Annotated in this window: 21 protein-coding genes and 1 pseudogene; 14 read left to right on the forward strand and 8 right to left on the reverse strand. The window is 63.9% G+C overall.

The window, feature by feature from the left end:
- Nucleotides 1-19: 19 nt before the first annotated feature.
- The 7 genes from nthB to SBI67_RS12540 all read left to right on the forward strand — a co-directional run bounded on the left by nthB (nt 20) and on the right by SBI67_RS12540 (nt 5,439).
- Nucleotides 20-730, forward strand: a complete 711-nt coding sequence (gene nthB, locus SBI67_RS12515; RefSeq protein WP_318981321.1) for a nitrile hydratase subunit beta — start codon at nt 20-22, stop codon at nt 728-730.
- The gene (gene nthA / locus SBI67_RS12520) at nt 727-1,326 is read left to right on the forward strand and encodes a nitrile hydratase subunit alpha (protein ID WP_318980862.1); all 600 of its coding nucleotides are present in this window, start codon (nt 727-729) and stop codon (nt 1,324-1,326) included. The genes nthB and nthA overlap by 4 nt, the downstream gene beginning before the upstream one ends.
- Nucleotides 1,323-1,742 (forward strand): nitrile hydratase accessory protein, encoded by a 420-nt coding sequence (locus tag SBI67_RS12525; protein ID WP_318980863.1) that lies wholly within the window; start codon nt 1,323-1,325, stop codon nt 1,740-1,742. Before nthA ends, SBI67_RS12525 begins: the two co-directional genes overlap by 4 nt.
- Nucleotides 1,743-2,081: 339 nt before the next feature.
- Entirely contained in the window at nt 2,082-3,347 is a 1,266-nt protein-coding gene (locus tag SBI67_RS12530) for a lipase family protein (RefSeq protein WP_318981322.1), read from the forward strand.
- A 259-nt stretch (nt 3,348-3,606) separates the two neighbouring features.
- On the forward strand, nt 3,607-4,092 hold the full coding sequence (locus tag SBI67_RS12535) for a group I truncated hemoglobin (protein WP_318980864.1): 486 nt from the start codon (nt 3,607-3,609) through the stop codon (nt 4,090-4,092).
- A 135-nt stretch (nt 4,093-4,227) separates the two neighbouring features.
- Nucleotides 4,228-4,419 (forward strand): ferredoxin, encoded by a 192-nt coding sequence (locus SBI67_RS29100; RefSeq protein WP_413232483.1) that lies wholly within the window; start codon nt 4,228-4,230, stop codon nt 4,417-4,419.
- Between the two features lie 189 nt (nt 4,420-4,608).
- Nucleotides 4,609-5,439, forward strand: coding sequence for a helix-turn-helix domain-containing protein (locus tag SBI67_RS12540; protein ID WP_318980865.1), 831 nt, complete (start codon nt 4,609-4,611; stop codon nt 5,437-5,439).
- Here SBI67_RS12540 and SBI67_RS12545 read toward each other — a convergent pair.
- Complete coding sequence (locus SBI67_RS12545) at nt 5,423-6,322, reverse strand: aldo/keto reductase (RefSeq protein ID WP_318980866.1); 900 nt, start codon at nt 6,320-6,322, stop codon at nt 5,423-5,425. The genes SBI67_RS12540 and SBI67_RS12545 overlap by 17 nt on opposite strands.
- Nucleotides 6,323-6,498: 176 nt before the next feature.
- Nucleotides 6,499-7,470, reverse strand: coding sequence for an alpha/beta hydrolase (locus tag SBI67_RS12550; RefSeq protein ID WP_318980867.1), 972 nt, complete (start codon nt 7,468-7,470; stop codon nt 6,499-6,501).
- Nucleotides 7,471-7,626: 156 nt separating this feature from the next.
- Here SBI67_RS12550 and SBI67_RS12555 point away from each other — a divergent pair, with 156 nt between their 5' ends.
- A complete protein-coding gene (locus SBI67_RS12555; protein ID WP_318980868.1) occupies nt 7,627-8,217 on the forward strand; it encodes a GNAT family N-acetyltransferase in 591 nt (196 codons plus the stop codon).
- A 131-nt stretch (nt 8,218-8,348) separates the two neighbouring features.
- Nucleotides 8,349-8,843, forward strand: a complete 495-nt coding sequence (locus tag SBI67_RS12560) for an alpha/beta hydrolase fold domain-containing protein (protein ID WP_318980869.1) — start codon at nt 8,349-8,351, stop codon at nt 8,841-8,843.
- 110 nt (nt 8,844-8,953) lie between these two features.
- Here SBI67_RS12560 and SBI67_RS12565 read toward each other — a convergent pair whose 3' ends face one another.
- From SBI67_RS12565 to SBI67_RS12580, 4 genes and pseudogenes are all read right to left on the reverse strand, one after another.
- Nucleotides 8,954-9,256, reverse strand: a complete 303-nt coding sequence (locus tag SBI67_RS12565) for a putative quinol monooxygenase (RefSeq protein WP_318980870.1) — start codon at nt 9,254-9,256, stop codon at nt 8,954-8,956.
- A 79-nt stretch (nt 9,257-9,335) separates the two neighbouring features.
- Entirely contained in the window at nt 9,336-10,541 is a 1,206-nt protein-coding gene (locus SBI67_RS12570; protein ID WP_318980871.1) for a zinc-dependent alcohol dehydrogenase, read from the reverse strand.
- The gene (locus SBI67_RS12575; RefSeq protein ID WP_318980872.1) at nt 10,538-11,032 is read right to left on the reverse strand and encodes an SRPBCC family protein; all 495 of its coding nucleotides are present in this window, start codon (nt 11,030-11,032) and stop codon (nt 10,538-10,540) included. The genes SBI67_RS12570 and SBI67_RS12575 overlap by 4 nt, the downstream gene beginning before the upstream one ends.
- A pseudogene (locus tag SBI67_RS12580) lies at nt 11,029-11,496 on the reverse strand (type 1 glutamine amidotransferase domain-containing protein); the annotation flags it as partial. The pseudogene SBI67_RS12580 and the gene SBI67_RS12575, both read right to left, overlap by 4 nt.
- 119 nt (nt 11,497-11,615) lie before the next feature.
- Between SBI67_RS12580 and SBI67_RS12585 the strand changes: the two are divergent.
- Together SBI67_RS12585 and SBI67_RS12590 are read left to right on the forward strand one after the other, a co-directional pair.
- A complete protein-coding gene (locus SBI67_RS12585; protein WP_318980873.1) occupies nt 11,616-12,176 on the forward strand; it encodes a hypothetical protein in 561 nt (186 codons plus the stop codon).
- Between the two features lie 32 nt (nt 12,177-12,208).
- Complete coding sequence (locus SBI67_RS12590) at nt 12,209-12,397, forward strand: zinc-binding dehydrogenase (protein ID WP_318980874.1); 189 nt, start codon at nt 12,209-12,211, stop codon at nt 12,395-12,397.
- A gap of 51 nt (nt 12,398-12,448) precedes the next feature.
- On the opposite strand, the gene SBI67_RS12595 is transcribed toward SBI67_RS12590, so the two are convergent.
- Together SBI67_RS12595 and SBI67_RS12600 are read right to left on the reverse strand one after the other, a co-directional pair.
- Nucleotides 12,449-12,949 (reverse strand): flavodoxin domain-containing protein, encoded by a 501-nt coding sequence (locus tag SBI67_RS12595; protein WP_318980875.1) that lies wholly within the window; start codon nt 12,947-12,949, stop codon nt 12,449-12,451.
- The gene (locus tag SBI67_RS12600) at nt 12,889-13,509 is read right to left on the reverse strand and encodes a hypothetical protein (protein WP_318980876.1); all 621 of its coding nucleotides are present in this window, start codon (nt 13,507-13,509) and stop codon (nt 12,889-12,891) included. Before SBI67_RS12600 ends, SBI67_RS12595 begins: the two co-directional genes overlap by 61 nt.
- 399 nt (nt 13,510-13,908) lie before the next feature.
- Here SBI67_RS12600 and SBI67_RS12605 point away from each other — a divergent pair, with 399 nt between their 5' ends.
- The 3 genes from SBI67_RS12605 to SBI67_RS12615 are packed head-to-tail and all read left to right on the forward strand — an operon-like array spanning nt 13,909 to nt 17,378.
- Entirely contained in the window at nt 13,909-14,979 is a 1,071-nt protein-coding gene (locus SBI67_RS12605) for an NAD(P)-dependent alcohol dehydrogenase (protein ID WP_318980877.1), read from the forward strand.
- A gap of 15 nt (nt 14,980-14,994) precedes the next feature.
- Nucleotides 14,995-16,371 carry an NADP-dependent succinic semialdehyde dehydrogenase gene (locus SBI67_RS12610; protein WP_318980878.1) on the forward strand — a complete coding sequence of 459 codons (1,377 nt, stop codon included), beginning with the start codon at nt 14,995-14,997 and terminating at the stop codon, nt 16,369-16,371.
- A complete protein-coding gene (locus SBI67_RS12615) occupies nt 16,368-17,378 on the forward strand; it encodes an aldo/keto reductase (RefSeq protein WP_318980879.1) in 1,011 nt (336 codons plus the stop codon). The genes SBI67_RS12610 and SBI67_RS12615 overlap by 4 nt, the downstream gene beginning before the upstream one ends.
- The last annotated feature ends 3 nt before the right edge of the window (nt 17,379-17,381 follow it).

Consider the following 17,381-nt stretch of genomic DNA (forward strand, 5'->3'; position numbering starts at 1 on the left):
CGAGTTGAGGAGATCACCGATGAATGGGGTTTTCGACCTAGGGGGAACCGACGGCCTGGGTGCGGTCAACGTGGTCGACGACGAACCGCTGTTCCGCGCCGACTGGGAGAAGCACGTCTTCACGATGTTTCCAGCCTGCTTCAGGGCTGGATACTTCGGCGTCGACTCATTCAGACACGGGATTGAGAAGATGGACCCGGCGACTTACTTGGTGGCGCCCTACTACGAGCACTGGCTGCACTCGATCGAGAACCACGCAATCGCGGCAGGCGCGGTGGATCCGACAGAGTTGGACCGGCGGACCCAGTACTACCTGGAGAATCCAGACGCTCCCCTACCCGAGCACCCGCAGCCTCGAGAACTGGTCGACTTCGTCGACATTGTCGTCCCCATGGGTGCGAGTGCAGCCCGGAAGATCGACAGGGCACCACGATTCTCGGTCGGTGACCAGGCATACGTGATCGAGAGCAGCCCATTCGGACACACTCGACGAGCACGCTACGTACGTGGCCGGAGCGGTGAGATCATCGCCCACCACGGTGCATTCATCTACCCCGACACAGCGGGCAACGGTCTCGGCGAAGAACCCGAACACGTCTACACCATCGCCTTTTCGAGCAAGGAACTGTGGGGGGCCGACTACGGTGACCCGAATGCCTTGGTCTGCTTCGACGTGTGGGAACCGTATATCGAACCGGCGACTACCGCCGGAGAAGGAGCCAGCGCATGAGTGGCGAAAAGCCATCGCAGGCGGAGATTGCCGCGCGTGTCAAAGCGCTGGAGTCGCTGCTGATCGAAAAGGGGGTCATCAGCACGTCGATGGTTGACCGCATCGTCGACATCTACGAGAACGAAGTCGGCCCGCAGCTCGGGGCGAAGGTCGTCGCGAAAGCCTGGTCCGACCCCGAATTCCGAACTCGGTTGTTGCGGGATGCGACCAGCGCCTGCCGCGAGCTGGAGATCGGTGGCCTGCAGGGTGAAGACATGGTCGTTCTCGAAGACACCGAGAAAACCCACCACGTCATCGTGTGCACCCTTTGTTCGTGCTACCCATGGCCCGTCTTGGGGCTACCACCGAATTGGTACAAAGAACCCCAATACCGCGCTCGCATCGTGCGCGATCCACGGTCGGTCCTCACCGAAGACTTCGGCTACATCATCCCAGCGACCACAGAGATCCAGGTTTGGGACTCCAGCTCCGAAATGCGCTACTGGGTTCTGCCGCAGCGTCCGGCCGGCACCGAAGGGTGGAGCGAGGACCAGCTCGCCGAGCTCGTCACTCGGGACTCGATGATCGGTGTCGGCCCAGCGAAAGCTGCTCGATGAGCAAGACCGCGAACGATGCCGCCGAGGACCACCGCGTCGCCGTCGACGCCCTCGTCTGTGACCTCCCAGGCGGACGAACCGGCGATAAGGCATTCGAACAGCCCTGGGAGATAAGGGCATTTGCCCTGGCGGTAGCCCTTCACCAGGCCGGATCCTACGAATGGACCGCATTTCAGCAAGCACTGATCGAATCCATTGCAATGTGGGAGGGTTCGGCGAGTGACCTTGCGGCACCGCAATGGTCGTATTACGAGCACTGGCTTGCCGCTCTCGAACGCCTCATGGCCGACGGGAGCGTGCTCGATCGCAAGGATATCGACGCCCGCACGGCACAAGCACTGGCAACTCCGCCAAACCGCGACCATCACAAGGCAATTCTCGAACCTATCGCTATCGACAAAGGCTGCCTTTACTAATTCCTCACCGCTGGTGAGGAACTCATCGATGGTGCGAGCGTAAGCACGACCCTCAGGGTCGACGCTCCCCCTCAGGATGCTCGGTGTTCTCGTCGCGCCGCCACTTTCATTTCGGTGGACGCCGCCTATCAGGCCGTGTCCCGACTTCTCCGCGTCAGCCCCACGCCCCGCCTACAGCCGCGCCACCACATAGGAAGGTCACCAATGGATCACCCCGGACACACGCCGCTTCCCCGCCGAAGGCGGATTCGTGACCGAATTCCGCGACCGAGCTTCGTCGGCCAGTGCAAGAGTAACGGATCATGCGCGAAAGTTGTTGTGCTCATCGCGGTCACCTCGATGCTGGCCGTCACATCCGCATTGATAACTCCAGCGACGGTCCGTGCTGACGACCAGTTGTACGAAGCGTTCTACACACCGCCAGACCCGCTGCCTGCAGGTGGCCCAGGAGACTTGATCCGCACTGAGCCCTCTCGATTGGTCCTCGAACCGTCCGGCCAGCTGGGTTCATTTGTGGGCACCGGAACACGAATCATGTACCGCAGCACCGACGCTCGTGGAAATCCGGTCGCGGTGACCGGCACCTACATAGAGCCCGACGTGCCATGGCCCGGCAACGGGCCCCGTCCCCTGCTGGCGTACGCCACCGGCCCCTACGGGATGGGTGAACAATGTGCGCCCTCGAGGATGTTCAACCAGGGAATCCATTTTTCCCAAGGATTCGACCTGATGCTCAACTATGAAGAGGGCTTCATCGCCACTCTGCTGGCCCGTGGCTACGCCATTGTTGTCACCGACGGTGTGGGTATGGGCATTCACGGACCGCAGTCACCGCAATTCATGAACCGCGTCGCGTCAGGCACCGCACTGATCGACGCCGCCCGAGCTGCCAAGAAGCTGCCCGGTACATCCCTGGACAGCAGCGGACCAGTGGCGTTCTGGGGATGGGCCTCAGGAGGCTCCGCAGCCCTCGCAGCCGCCGAACTCGCCCCAACCTACGGGCCGGAGCTACGTGTCGTCGGCACATATGCGGGCGGACCGATCACCGACATCGCTGCAGCCATTCCCGGCATCGACGGCAATTTTCTGGCCGTGGCGTTGGGCTACGTTCTGCGTGGCATCATGGCCTCCTACCCCGAGACAGAACAGCCCATCTGGGATTCACTGACCCCACGAGGGGTGCAGATGCTCGACTGGAGTGGGCACACGTGCCTTCTTCAGGGCGCCGTCGACTACGCCTTCCGTCATCTGCAGCCGTACTTCAAGAGCGACCTCACCGAGATGGCCTCGACGGATCCGTTCAAGAGCATTTTGGCCCAGCAGCGAATCGGTAACCTCAAACCTGCAGGGCCCGTTTATATCACCCACAACCGCTGGGACCCCTTCGCCCCGTACCAGTCCGCACGCCAAACGGCGCTGGACTACTGCCACAAAGGCAGCGATGTGACCCTGTGGACCAACGAACAACCACCGCTATTCAACAAGCTCGATATCAACACGCTGCTCCCCCCGTTTGTCGACGGTGAGCGAAGCATGGCGTGGATCGCCGATCGCTTCAACGGAGTACCCACCACACCCAATTGCGCCGACATCGAGGCCTCATGACCGCCGTCGTGACTCCTGCAGGGCCAGGTACTTCACCGAGCACGCAGTGCGGCAAGCACATCCGGGAGATATGAGGAATGGCTATGGATTTCCCTGCGGCCACGATAGTACGGGCCCGATTGCCCCTGTTCGACAGCGCGAGCCATCGACCGGCCATGTCGCGCAGAGCATTCGGTCAATGAACTGAGCCAATCCACGGCACACTGCTGTCGTATATGTCATTATGTGTCCACAGATCGCCGATACAGCAAGGAGAGTCATGACCGAGCAACAAACTGAGCAAGCAAGCCTTTATGACCGGCTGGGAGGACTCGAAACGGTCCAATTCCTGGCGCGGACATTGGTGACTCGCGCGATGCTGAACCCCACCATCGGTCATATCTGGAATCACAAGACCGAGGCCGAAGTCCAGCAGGAGATCAGCGGTTTCGTTGAGTTCCTGGGTATGCACTGGGGCGGTCCTCACACCTACCACGGCCCAGATATGGCCACCTCCCACCGCGGCATGGGCATCACCGAGGAGTATTGGGATGCCCTGTTCAACGACATCGTCACCCCGGCGTTCGAGGAGTTTGCCATCCCCCAGCGGGAGGCAGAGGAGATCGACGCGTTCCTGCGGTCGTTCAAGTCGGTAGTCGTTGGAAGCCCGAGATTCCGGGACGTGCTGCTATCCAACCCGGATATGGATGTGATGCAAGGAATGAAGAGTGTCGGCGTCACCTGGCCGGCGCCACCCGCCACCTAGGGCTCAGCCTGCGTCGGGCCACATACCGGATGGGCACCTGATTGGCGCCGGGACGATCCGCAGACCTCGTGCCTTCCGTGACGTCTACCGTTCTGCCCTCATCGAACGAATGGGAGTCTCGTGTTATCCAACCAAATGTGGCACGCGGAAGTATCCCGCGGATGTATCGGCGCGGGTTTGTGCATAGTCCTGGCGCCGAATCATTTCCAATTCTCAGGCGGGCGCGCAGAGCGCACCGAGCGGTCGGTGGAGCCCGACGACGTCGATGCCATCCAGGCCGCCGCGCACGGTTGCCCGGCGGCAGCCATCGTTGTCTCAGAAGCCTGAAGATGAGGCATGCTTCCCGGCGGTCCCCTGAGGTCCACCAGTCTCGACTGTGAAGACCTTATGGCTACGGTGCCGTGCAGCAATCGGTCGCCGTCGGCGAGGAAACGATCGCTCACCTGATGCGCCCTGGTTTCCCGCTGAGCAGCGTGTGGCCTTGCCAGTCGCAGGGAGTCCGTCAAGGATGGGGCTATGACGGATCGGTCGGCTGAGCTGCGCTCGTTCTTGCGAGCGAGGCGTGAAGCGGTGACACCACAGGACGTCGGCCTCATACCCGGCGAAGGGCGGCGAGTGCAGGGCCTTCGCCGAGAAGAGCTGGCCCTCCTTGCCGGATTGAGCACCGACTACTACCGACGGCTCGAACAGGGTCGGGAGCACCGTCCGTCGCTACAGGTGCTTCGCGCGCTGGCACGTGCGCTGCAACTCGACGAGCACGCGACCGCTTACCTCATCTCACTTGTTCATCCGGCCCCCCTCGCGACGCCAGCTCGCGCGACCTCAGCCTCGGCGGGCGTCCGACTTCTCCTTGATTCCGGCCTGCGAGTACCGGCAATCGTCGTCGATATTGGCCTCAACATCCTGGCCATCAACGCGGCCGGTCGTGCGATGTACAGCGGTTTCCATGACACTGACAACCTGGCACGCATGGTGTTTCTCGACGCTGCCGCCAGAGACTTCTACGCCGATTGGCACCAGGTCGCCACCCAGGTCGTGGGCAACCTCCGCGCAGGACTGACCCGGTTCCCGACTGACGACCGCGTCGCCGAGGTGGTCGATGAGATCTCCGCTCGCAGTTCCGTATTCGCCGGACTGTGGGCGACCCACGATGTACGTCCACGCACCAGTGAGGACAAACTGTTCCATCATCCGCATGTCGGCGAACTGCACCTACACTTCGAAGCACTCGAGGTGGCCGATGCGCCCGACCAACGGCTGTTCGTCTACTGCCCACTCGAGAACGGGTCGTCACCCGACGCCGTCGCATTGCTGGAACCGCTGACGACAGCTACCCCGACGAGGTAGCCGAACTCAGCTCGTCGATCTGTTCCGGTGTCAACTGCACGTCAGCCGCGGCCATGTTCTCTTCCAGATGCGTGCGGCGCGATGTGCCGGGGATGGGCAGCATCGCCGGTGAAACGTGCAACAACCAGGCGATCGCCACCTGACCCACCGTGCACTGGTGTGCCTGTGCGATGTCGGCGAGGGCTTGGTGCGCGGCAGCAAGACCGCCTTGCGCCACCGGCGCCCATGGAATGAACGCGAGCCCATCGCGTTCACACACCTCAAGGATGTCGTTGGCGCTCCGGTCGATCACATTGAACCGGCTTTGCACACTGACGATTTCGGCGATCTGCCGTGCCTCCTCGAGCTGCGCCACCGTGCATTGCGACATGCCGATCTCGCGGATCTTGCCCTCATCCTGGAGCGCCTTGAGCTCACCGATCTGTTCTGCCAACGGCACTTTCGGATCCACCCGGTGCAACTGCAACAGATCGATCTGATCGACCCCCAAGCGGCGCATGCTCATCAGTACTTGCTGGCGCAGGTATTCGGGGCGTCCGACCGGTGGCCATGCAGCCGGGCCGAGCCGTTTCGGTCCCGAATCGGTGTCGACGACATCGGGGCCGTTACGGGTCAGGCCCGCCTTCGTCGCGATGACCACGTCATCGGGGTATGGGTGCAGCGCCTCATACAAGATCTGCTCGGCCACATGCGGGCCGTACGAGTCTGCTGTGTCGATGAACTGCACGCCGAGGTCGACCGCCCGACGGGCCACGGCGATACATTCGTCCCGGTCCTGGGGCTCGCCCCAGATTCCGCGGCCGGTGAATCTCATGGAACCGAAACCCAACCGCGACACCGTCTTCCCAGCAATACTGATCGTCTGCGGCTTCGCGTCGACCATCGTCGTTACCTCCATTTGACTGCGTTTCCATTGCGGTTCTCGACCCCTCGTTGCGGCCGACTGGCGCAACTGCGACCACGTTAGGCGCGATCCGGTGGGCGTGCGGGGGTGGTGATACACCCCCTCAGACCGGGAATAGACCGACCCACCGCCCGCGATCAGGTGCACCGACAGTGCTATCTGTTCTCGGCGCGAGCCGCGGCATCGAATTCACAGAACGTCGCGGTGAAGTACGCCGGCTGTTCCTCAGCTACCCAATGCCCACAGTCTGGGACAAGATGCTCGGTCACCGACTCCGCAACCTCCTCACACATCGGCCGGAAGTTGCGAGCCAGGGGTCCGGACGCACCGCCCGAAGCCAACACCGGGACAGTGAGCTTGCCGTGCCGTTGCAGCGCGGTCCGATTGTCCTCGGCGTCGCGGTCGAGTTCCCGGTAGATCTCACACATGGCGCGCATGGCTCCAGGCGCTTCGTACGCGCGGGCGTAGACATCAAGGTCCGCATTGGAGATCGCATCCGGTTGGTGGGTCAGTTCGTCGAAGAAGCGATTGATGTACCACCGTTCCCGTCCGTGCGTGAGATACACCGCGATGTCCGGATTGGCATGAAAGGAGAACTGCCATGCCGACTTCTGTGCCACCCGCCATTCGTAATAGGCCGTGCCTGGCAGCGGTGCTTCCATGAACGTGGCGCTGACGACCTCATCGCGGTACCGCAGCGCGAAACCCAGGGCCAGTGTCGACCCGAGGTCATGGCCGACAAGCGAAATCGGCTCCGCCACGCCTAGCGTCTCGCGCACAAGACGGTGGATATCACCGGCCATGGTCCACTTGTCGTACCCGTCACGGGGTTTGTCGGACGCACCGGCTCCGCGATAGTCGGGCATGATTACCCGATAACCGGCGGCGGCTAGCGGCATCATGACCTTGCGCCACTCGTAGCGTGTTTGCGGCGCGCCGTGCAGAAGCACGACGGTCTTGGTGGGTTCAGGCGGAGCGACAACCGTATAGCCGATACGAACCGCTTTCTCCGGGTCGACCCAGGCCCGACCGTGGTGGACGTCGACATCGCGTGCTGTGGTCATGTTCTCTCGCCTTTTGTCGGTATGCCTGTTGGCGGCCAGTATCGTCCCGGCGGCGACGCGCATGGGGGTAACAAGTGGGCCCCCCGGCACGCCCGAATCGCCGCTAGCCCCTCCCCCAGCGAATTGCGTTGCGATGCGGTGGGCTGGCCGGCACTACCGCACCTGGGTTGTCCAGCACGAAAAGTCGCCTTCGAACGAACATGAACCCATACTGAACGCATGTTCACTGTGCGAGATGCGGTACCGGGTGATGCGCTGGCCGTCGCACAAACCCATGTTCGTTCCTGGCAAGTGGGGTTCGCGGGCCTCATCGCACAGGGGTACCTGGACGCCCTCCGCGCGGAGGAACGCGCCAGCAGATACAACTTCGAGCGCATGGACACCACCAACGGGCCGTACACGCTCGTCGCCATCAATCAGGACGCGGTCTGCGGGCATGTCACCCTCGGCCGATCCCGCGACCGGAACCACCCCGAGGCCGGCGAGGTGTGGTCCTTATACGTCGATCCCGCGCACTGGGATCAGGGCGTGGGAAGGACACTGCTGACGGCTGCCTGCCGAGCGCTGCGTCAGGCCGGCTATGGCACCGCCTATCTGTGGGTTCTGGCGACGAACGGCCGGGCACGACGCTTCTATGCGCGAGCCGGCTGGACGATCGAGGGATCGGAGCGGACCGACTTCGTCGGCGGAAAATACATCTACGAGGTGAAGTACGAGCTGGATCTGGTCGATGGTCCTGTCGCAGACTCTGACGATCAGCAGCTCTCGACGATCACCGCTGCTCCCCCATCGGGCAGCGGTCGCCCATAGCCGTCCGACAACGGTGCCGCTTGCGGCACCCCGCGTCATCACAGAGATGGAAGCAGGGTTAGTGGTCGGCTCCCCCGCTTGGCTTTCATGGACGCCGGCCGGCCTCACCGCTTGATGCCCGACGGGTGTTGGTGGCGCGTCACCGACCGACGGTCATCGTCGGGGAGTCGGCAGGGGGTGGACTGGCCATGTCTCTGGTACGACGTGTGCTCGATCTGGGCGGTGACGCGCCGAAAGGTCTGGTGACGATGGTCCCCTGGGCCGACCTCACCAACAGTTCCGACAGCTTCGTGCGGAATGAACACCGGGATATGCTGTCGCGCAACGGTCTGTCACGTAGTGCAGCCGCCTATGCCGGTGATCATGACCTCACGTCGCCCCAATTATCGCCGCTTTACGGCTCATTCGCCGACTTTCCTCGTACGTTGATCGCCGTCGGAACCCACGACTGCCTACTCGACGACTCCCGTGGTGCCACGGCCCGCATGCGCGCTGCCGGCGTCGACGTCACGCTCGTCGAAGTCCCAGCCGGATTCCACGGTTTCATCCTGTTGCCTGCACCGGAATCGAAAGAAGCCAGGCAGCAGATATCGACTTTCGTCGGTACAGCCCTAAGCGATCACTGAGGGGCCAAGTTCGATGCGGCCGTGCGACAGAAGAAATCCGCCGCCCGATCGATCGCCAGCGTGACCGACTTCCCCTCTTCCACCGAGCTTTCCAGCGCGCGTCCCGGGGGTTATGCCGGAAGCTTGGATGCGAGAACCTCGACGTTCTCGACGGCAGGTGACGCGGTGAACAGTTCCTCGGCACGCTGCCCGAGTGCGGTGCCCACGCCACCGGCCAGGTGTGCTTGCCGCCCGGCGTCGTCGGGGAACACGTCGAAGATGCCGAACGTGGACGCGTCGAATTGGATGGCGAACCAGGCCCGCGTGTCGGGCTCCTGCTCGACGATCGCCTGCGCGTCTGTCAGAAACTGTGCAACGTCTGCCTCTTTGCCCGGTTTTGCGTGTACTCGAACCAACAGTCCAACTCGTACCATGACTCCTCCTTAGGTTGGTTCCCGGCCCGATCAGCCGGCCATTGCGGGCTCGACGACGAGCTTGGTCCAGGCGCCGCGGTTACCGAACACGGTTCTCACCGCCGGAGGAAACCCCCGCGAGATCGAAGACGGCACGCACGCAGCCGTCCGACTTCTCCTTGAACATCCGATAACCCTGGGGGCCCTGATCCAACGGCATGACGTGGGTGGCGAGATGTTCGGTGTTCAGTTCCCCGTCGGCGATATGTTGCAGGATCCTGGGGATGTAGCGCTGACCATGCTGCTGTGCCCCGCGCAGGGTTATCGACTTGTTCATGATCGCGCCGAGTGGGAACTTGTCGACGACCCCGCCGAACACACCCAGGACGAACAGGCTGCCGCCCTTGCGGCAGGCATAGGCGGCCTCTCGGAGTGCGGTGGGACGGTCGTTCTGCAGTCGCAACTGCTGCTTGACCTGATCGTAGAGGTACGCCGGCCCGGTACCGTGCGCCTCCATGCCGACGGCCTCGATCGCCACGTCCGGGCCCCGGCCGCCGGTGCGCTCCTTCAGCTCGGCCACGACGCTGTCTTGGGAGTAGTCCAACGTCTCGGCGCCGACGTGCTGGCGAACCTGGGCAAGACGTTCGGGCAACCGGTCGATGACGATGACTTGTTCGGCGCCCATGAGCATCGCACCCCGGGCAGCCATTTGACCGACACCGCCGGCACCCCACACGGCGACGATGTCGCCCGGGGTGATGCCGGCTCCGTCGGCACCGGTCCATCCCGTGGGGGCAGCGTCGGAGACGAACAGTGTCGCCATGTCCGAAACCCCCTCCGGCACAGGGAATGCGCCGTGGTCGGCGTAGGGCACGCGAATGTACTCGGCATGGCTACCGGCGTATCCACCCAGCGCGTGGCTATAGGCGAAACATCCGCCGATCGCCGATCCCCACATGCCTTCGGTCAACGCGGGGTTGGGATTCCCGTTGTCGCACAACGAGAACAGCTTGTTCTGGCAGTACCAGCACTGTCCGCTGGCAATGAACGAGCAGACCACAACCCGATCACCCACCCGGTGGTTGTGGACAGCCGAGCCGACGTCGACCACTTCGCCCATCAACTCATGGCCGAGTACGTCGCCGGACCGCATCGTCGGGATGTAGCCGCCGAGCAGGTGCAGGTCAGATCCGCAGGTCGTCGACAATTTGACCTTGACGATGATGTCGCCGTCGTTGAGAATTTTCGGGTCGTCGACGGTCTCCACCGAGGTCTCGTTGACTCCTGTCCAACAGAGGGCCTTCACAGCACTCCCTCCCCACCTGAGCGACGGGTCGCCAGCTCGACCAGCTTGCCGGTCGGGGTGGCGCTACGGGTACCGTGCGGTGCGGGGTCGACCCGCAAAATCTCCCCCACTTCGATCAGTTCTTTCGCCTTGCGCAGGGCCGCTCGCAGCTGCTGGCGCGGGTCATCGCCCGACACCCGGCTCGCGACCGCGCCGAGCCCGCCCGGCTCCGGCTGGCGCAGCCGCGCGGCGAGTTCGGTGCCCTTACCGCCAGCAGCCGTGCGGAGCTGCACCTCGATGCGGTCGCCGAGCCGCGCGAGCGGCTCGGGCACCCGACCGCCCGGCATGACCTCCTCCGCCGTCTTGTTGATCGTCACGCTGCGCCACCGCGAGCGCGGCTCGGGGTCCCCGGCTTGTGGGGCTCCGCCACCGAGCCTGCGTTGCACTTGGCGGGCCAACTGGCCCGCGGCGTTGAGACCCACCTGCGTCACTGTGCTTATCGGATTGCTCACGAGTCGCCTCCGACCCGGGCGGACTGTACGGCGCGACTGAACAACTCCACGATCGCCGCACAGAACGCCGGGAGGTCATCCGGCGAGCGGCTGGTGACCAGGTTCCCGTCTCGCGCCACCTCCTCGTCGACGACATTGGCACCGGCATTGCGTAGATCGGTGCGGATGCTCGGGTAGGACGTGAGCGTCCGGCCGCTCGCGACGCCCGCTTCGACCAGGGTCCAAGGACCGTGGCAGATGGAGGCGACCGGCTTACCGGCGTTCATGAAATCACGGACGAAGCCCACCGCTGAAGAATCCATTCGCAGCTGGTCGGGGTTCACCGTGCCGCCGGGAAGCAGCAACGCGTCGTAGTCGTCGATCGATGCCGACTTCACCAGAGCGTCGACACTGAACGTGCCCGCCGACCCCTCCCCTGCTGGCCACCGTCGAATTGATCTGGCGTGAACCCGCCCATCCCGCACTCGAGAAGGTCATAGCTCTGCTCTCCGCCATCGAGGAATAACCCGCCGGCTCTCCCGACCCGCACCGAAAGAGCAAATCGATCCTGTTCAATGCGCGCTGCCGCAGCGATAATCTCGACATGGCAGCAACACGGCCGAAGACCGCACTGATCTGGTTGTGCTGCCTTCTGCTGGCCCCGCTTGTGACCACCGTCGCGATCCCGCGCCAACTCATCTCCGGAACCCCGACGATGCTGGGCCCTCGGACGGATCCGAACTTCGAGAACGTAGATGCCGTATCGGGCACGCCCGCCCAGTGGATCTCGAGAGTATGCGAACCACAGCTGCGATCAATCAGTCTCGGCGGCGGGAGCTTTCAGGGCTTCGGGCACCTCTATCTGTTCACCGCCCACGGACTGCTATTGCGGTACGCTACCTTCAGCGCGCAGTGCCGGGCCAGAACCCGCGCATCCGGCGACCCACACCTGCTCATTGCCCGATACCCCTCCGAAACACCCATGCAGCAGGACCTTTTGCGAAACAACTTCCAGTGGTACGCATTTGCCGCCGACCGCGGGGAACTCCTCGTCATCGCCACCCAGGCATCAGAACAGACAAGCCAGAACGGCTGGGGCGTCTCCCCTGCCCTTGCGCCCCTGACAACGTACGGGTTCTCGATTTACAGCAACCCCGGCCACTGACGGCGTCGATTTCGCCAGCCGGCGGTGCCGATGTGGACCAGGCGGCGACGATGCGTACGCCCGGTCACCGCCGCTCGCTCGAACGCCTCGTCACCGCAATCGATCGGGCAGAGATGAAACCTGCGATCGACACCCGCTACCCCATGTCCGACTTTCCAGCCGCACTCGATCACCTCGACCGGGGGCCGATCGGCAAGATCGTCATCGACCTCACCTCATGAATCGTTGTACCGCCGATTGTCATCGGCGGATGGTCGCACGCGTGGGCCGGGTTAGTGTCCCGCTTTCGCCGAGTTGAGCTGGCTTACCACGGATTCGACCCAGCGCTGGACATGCGCCTGGCTCCGCCAATCACCGGCGACCTTCTTGGCCATCGCGCTGGCCGGGAAGCCTTTGGCGTCCCGGGCGAGGCGACCGCCGAACGTGACATGGCCACGGGCATCGACCCGAGCGGCCAGCTTGGCTACCTGCCTGGTGGGCGGAATGACGTGACGTTCGGCCGAGTCGTCCAGGGGCCCAGTACTGACGAGCCACACTGGGAACTTGTGCAGCGCTGCAGAATTCCGCCGAACGAAGCGGCGAGCGTCGGGGTGCCACCTGTTGGCGTAGAGGGCGCCGACGACGATCACCGCGTCGACATCGGCTACGTCTGGGTTGTCACCGGCTGAGGTGACCACGGCTTCACATCCCGCCTTTGTCAACGCGGCACCGATCATGTCGGCCAACCCGGAGGTGCCGCCACGCTTGGAACCGTATGCAACGAGAACGCGCATAACCGCTCTCCGTCCACTTGTGCCGCCTCGGCGTCGGCCTTGATCTTGTTCACCGTCGCCCGCATGATGTGGGCGACGAACGGGCGAATCAGCCACCAGTAGCGAAGGAATTTGCGTCTCGAGTCGGGATCCGTCGTCACGGTACGACATTGGTAGCTCAGCAGAGTGCTGTGCTGCCCGTACCGCAGCACCGAGAAATTGGCGGCGATCTTTCCCCAACCGGGTTCGGCGAACGCGCTGAAATCCTCCGGCGCCACGTCACGCCATTCGATGACCGGTCGCCAGAAGCTTCCCACCGCGCCGAATGCGATCTCGCGGCCCTCCGCCTCTCCCAACTCCAACCAGCCAGGCAGCCCAACTCCTTGGCCGATCACGAGCCGGGGCAGCCGCGGCGCCGTCTTACCCGACAAGCGGGCGGGCAAACCGCGCACCCACATCGAGGCCGCCAACAACGGCGTACGCACGGTGAGCAGGTCCAGCGCCCGCGCGGCGCGGAACGTGCTCGAAGGGTCTGCAGCGACCGCCACGTGCTCTGCGATCATGGCGTCGAACACCGGCATGGCGGATTCGATAAGCGTGAGATCGGTGTCAGCTGTCGTCATGCTGCGATCATCGCCCCGATGCCCCACGAAGAACTAGGGACACAGGTCCTCAAAGCACGGGGCCGAACTTCCCGACGTCCACGTCGAGCCCGCCCGCTCACGACCAGCACCAGGCGCGCGTGGCGGGGGGAACCGAGTGAGAGTCCGCTAAATATCGCGCGCCATGCGATGGAAGTTCGCCGTGATGGCTGTCAGGTTTGGAACTGACTGACAGATCCCGCAAGGACAGCGTCATGCCTGGATGCTGCGGGTCGGCCGCATCATGGTGGCTCTCCGCTGGTGCCGGTGGTGCCGCCCGAGCAGCCTGCCGGCCGGACCTCGACGACACATCAATCAGCACATCGATGGGAGCACAACATGAAGATGCGAGCCGCGCGCATGCACGGTTACCACCAGCCGCTGGAGATCGAGGAGGTCGATGTGCCCGAGGTCGGGCGTAACCAAGTCCTGATCAAGGTTGCCGCCACCGGCATGTGCCGCAGTGACTACCAGCTGGTGGACGGTTACTTCCGCGCGGGCCTGCCCATCGACTTCCCCTTCATCCCCGGCCACGAGGTGGCGGGCACCATCACCGATATCGGCGCCGATGTCCCACAATCAGCGGGCCTGTCCGAACACGATCTGGTGATCGTCGACCCGAACTGGGGCGACGGAGTCTGCCGGCAGTGCAACGAGGGCAACCAACAGCTCTGCAGCAACGGACAACTCGTCGGATTCGGCCCCAACGGAGGTTTCGCCGAGTACATGGTTGCCCCATATGACCACGTCCTGCGTATGGCCGGCCAGCCCGACCAACAACCGCAGTATCTCGCCCCGCTCACCGACGCCGGTGCCACGCCCTACCGCGGTATGAAGAAGCTGCGTGATGCCGGAAAACTAGGAGCCGGACGCACCGTTGTCGTCACCGGAATAGGCGGCCTCGGCGGGTACGCCGTCCAATACGCTCGGCTCCTCGGTGCCGGCGCCACGGTGGTGGCGTTCGCGCGCAGTGATGAGAAGCTGAACCTTGCCAGCGAATACGGTGCCCATCACACGGTCAACGTCCGAAACCTCTCAGTCGACGATGTCCAGAACACACTCGAACGCACCACCGGACGGCGCACCGTGGACGCCGTTCTCGACTGCGCCGGGTCGCCCGATTCGCTGAGTCTGGCCGCTGCCATCCTGGGCCCAGAAGGCGCACTGGCACAGGTCGGCCTGATGGGCGATACTCTCCAGCTCCCGATATTTCCGTTCGTCAGCGGCGAGAAGTCGTACTTCGGATCGTTCTGGGCCAACCACAATGACTTGCAGGAAGTCCTGGCGCTCGCGAGTGATCGGCAGATCAAGCATCACATCAACACCGTGAAACTCGACGACGTCAACGACACCCTGCAAGCACTGGGCCGTGGCGACATCGTCGGTCGCGCGGTCGTCGTGTTCGACTGAGCCAGGAGCCCGACCATGGCCATTGCGACGACCAATCCCACCACCGGCGAGGTACTCAAGACGTTCGATGAACTCTCGCCCCACGAACTCGAAGACAAGCTCGCACGAGCAGCCGCAGCGGCCTGCTCCTACCGTCGGACGACGATGGACCAGCGCGCCGGCTGGTTGAGCGCCGCAGCCGACGTACTGGAGCGCGATGCCGGCACCGTCAGCGAACTGATCACCCTCGAAGTCGGCAAGACACTGCGATCGGCCAGCGGGGAAGTCGACAAATGTGTTGCCGCATTGCGCTTTTATGCCGAGCGCGGTGCGCAGTACCTGTCTGACGTCAGCGGCGCCGCCAGTGCGGTCGGCGCCAAGCGAACGTATGTCACCTATCAGCCGCTCGGTGTGGTGCTGGCGGTCATGCCGTGGAATTTCCCGCTGTGGCAGGCGATGCGATTCGCCGCACCCGCCCTCACCGCGGGCAACGTCGGAGTGCTCAAGCACGCCTCCAACGTGCCGCAAACCGCCCTCTACATGGAACAGCTCTTCCGCGAGGCAGGCTTCCCCGATGACGTGTTCCAGACGCTCCTCATCTCCTCGGGCCGAGTGGAGCAGGTGCTTCGCGACGAGCGCGTCAAAGCCGCCACGCTGACCGGCAGCGAACCCGCCGGGCGGTCGGTGGCCGCCATCGCGGGCGACGAAATCAAGCGGGTGGTACTCGAACTGGGCGGATCCGATCCGTTCATCGTGATGCCGTCGGCCGACATCGAGCGGGCCGCCGACGTCGCAGTCCGAGCGCGGACGCTGAACAACGGGCAATCCTGCGTGAATGCCAAACGTTTCTTCGTCCACACCGACATCTATGACGTCTTCCTCTCCTCGTTCGTGGCGAAGATGGCGGCGTTGGTCGTGGGTGATCCCAGGCAGCAGGGAACCGATATCGGGCCGCTGGCAACAGAAGCGGGTCGCGCCGACGTGGAGGCCTACGTGTGCGATGCCGTCGACAAGGGCGCCACCGTGCTCACGGGTGGGAAACGCCTCGAGCGTCCAGGTTGGTTCTATCCGCCGACCGTGATCACCGATGTGACCCGCACGATGCGAATGTTCGGGGAGGAGGTGTTCGGTCCGGTCGCGCAGGTGTTTCCGGTTTCCTCACTCACCGAGGCAGTGGATCTCGCCAACGAACATCCCTACGGTCTCGGCTCGAATCTGTGGAGCGAGGATGAGTCCGAGCGCACGTCGTTCATCCGTGACATCCAGTCAGGGATGGCGTTCATCAACGGCCACACGGCCAGCTATCCCGAGATTCCCTTCGGCGGCATCAAGCGCAGCGGTTACGGCCGTGAGTTGTCCGACGTGGGCATGAAGGAGTTCATGACCGCCAAGACAGTGTGGGTCGGCCCATGAGTGTGCGAGATCATCTGAGGAACGGGCCGCTCGGGTTCGGCACGGCACCGCTGGGCAACATGTTCCGAGACATCCCCGACGACGAGGCATCGGCGACGGTAGATGCGGCGTGGCAGGCCGGGACCCGCTACTTCGACACCGCCCCTTTCTACGGTGCGGGACTGGCCGAAATCCGCCTTGGACGCGAACTTGCCCACCGGCGCCGTGACGACTACGTCCTGAGCACCAAGGTCGGCCGGATCATTCTCGACGTGCCGGACGCCGGCACATCACGCGACGACGAGGGCGGCATTTTCGCGCACGGCCGGCCAAACGCATGGGTCTACGATTACTCGCGAGACGGCACCCTGAAATCGGTCTCCGACAGCCTGACCAGGCTGGGCGTCGACCGACTCGACTTCGTGTGGGTTCACGACGTCGCCCAGGATTTTCATGGTGACTCGTGGTTGGCTGCCTTCGAAGCGGCTCGCACGGGCGCCTTCCGCGTCCTGTCCGAATTGCGAGACGAGGGCGTCATCAAGGCGTGGGGACTCGGTGTCAACCGCACCGAGCCGATCGAACTGGCGCTCGGTCTATCCGAGGCGAAACCCGACGCGAGCCTGCTGGCCGGGCGCTACACGCTCCTCGATCATGAGCACGCCCTTCAGCGGGTGATGCCCGCGGCACAAGAGGCAGGCGTCGACATCGTGGTCGGCGGCCCCTACAGCTCAGGCATCCTCGCCGGCGGTGACCATTTCGAGTACCAGCGCGCCCCAGCTGACATCGTGGCGAGAGTCGACGAGATCCGAAAACTCACGGCCACATTCGACATCCCGATCAAGGCCGCCGCATTGCAATTCTCGATGGCCCACCCCGCAGTCGCCGCGGTGATCCCAGGTGCCAGCAGACCGCAGCGCATCATGGAGGACCACGCGGCGCTGACCACCGATGTGCCGGACGATTTCTGGCATGAGCTCCGCGCCGGCGGTCTGGTATCCCTGGATGCCCCGCTGCCCGTCGACAGGTAGGGC

Source organism: Mycolicibacterium chengduense, assembly GCF_033741155.1.
In the GTDB taxonomy this organism is placed as follows: domain Bacteria; phylum Actinomycetota; class Actinomycetes; order Mycobacteriales; family Mycobacteriaceae; genus Mycobacterium.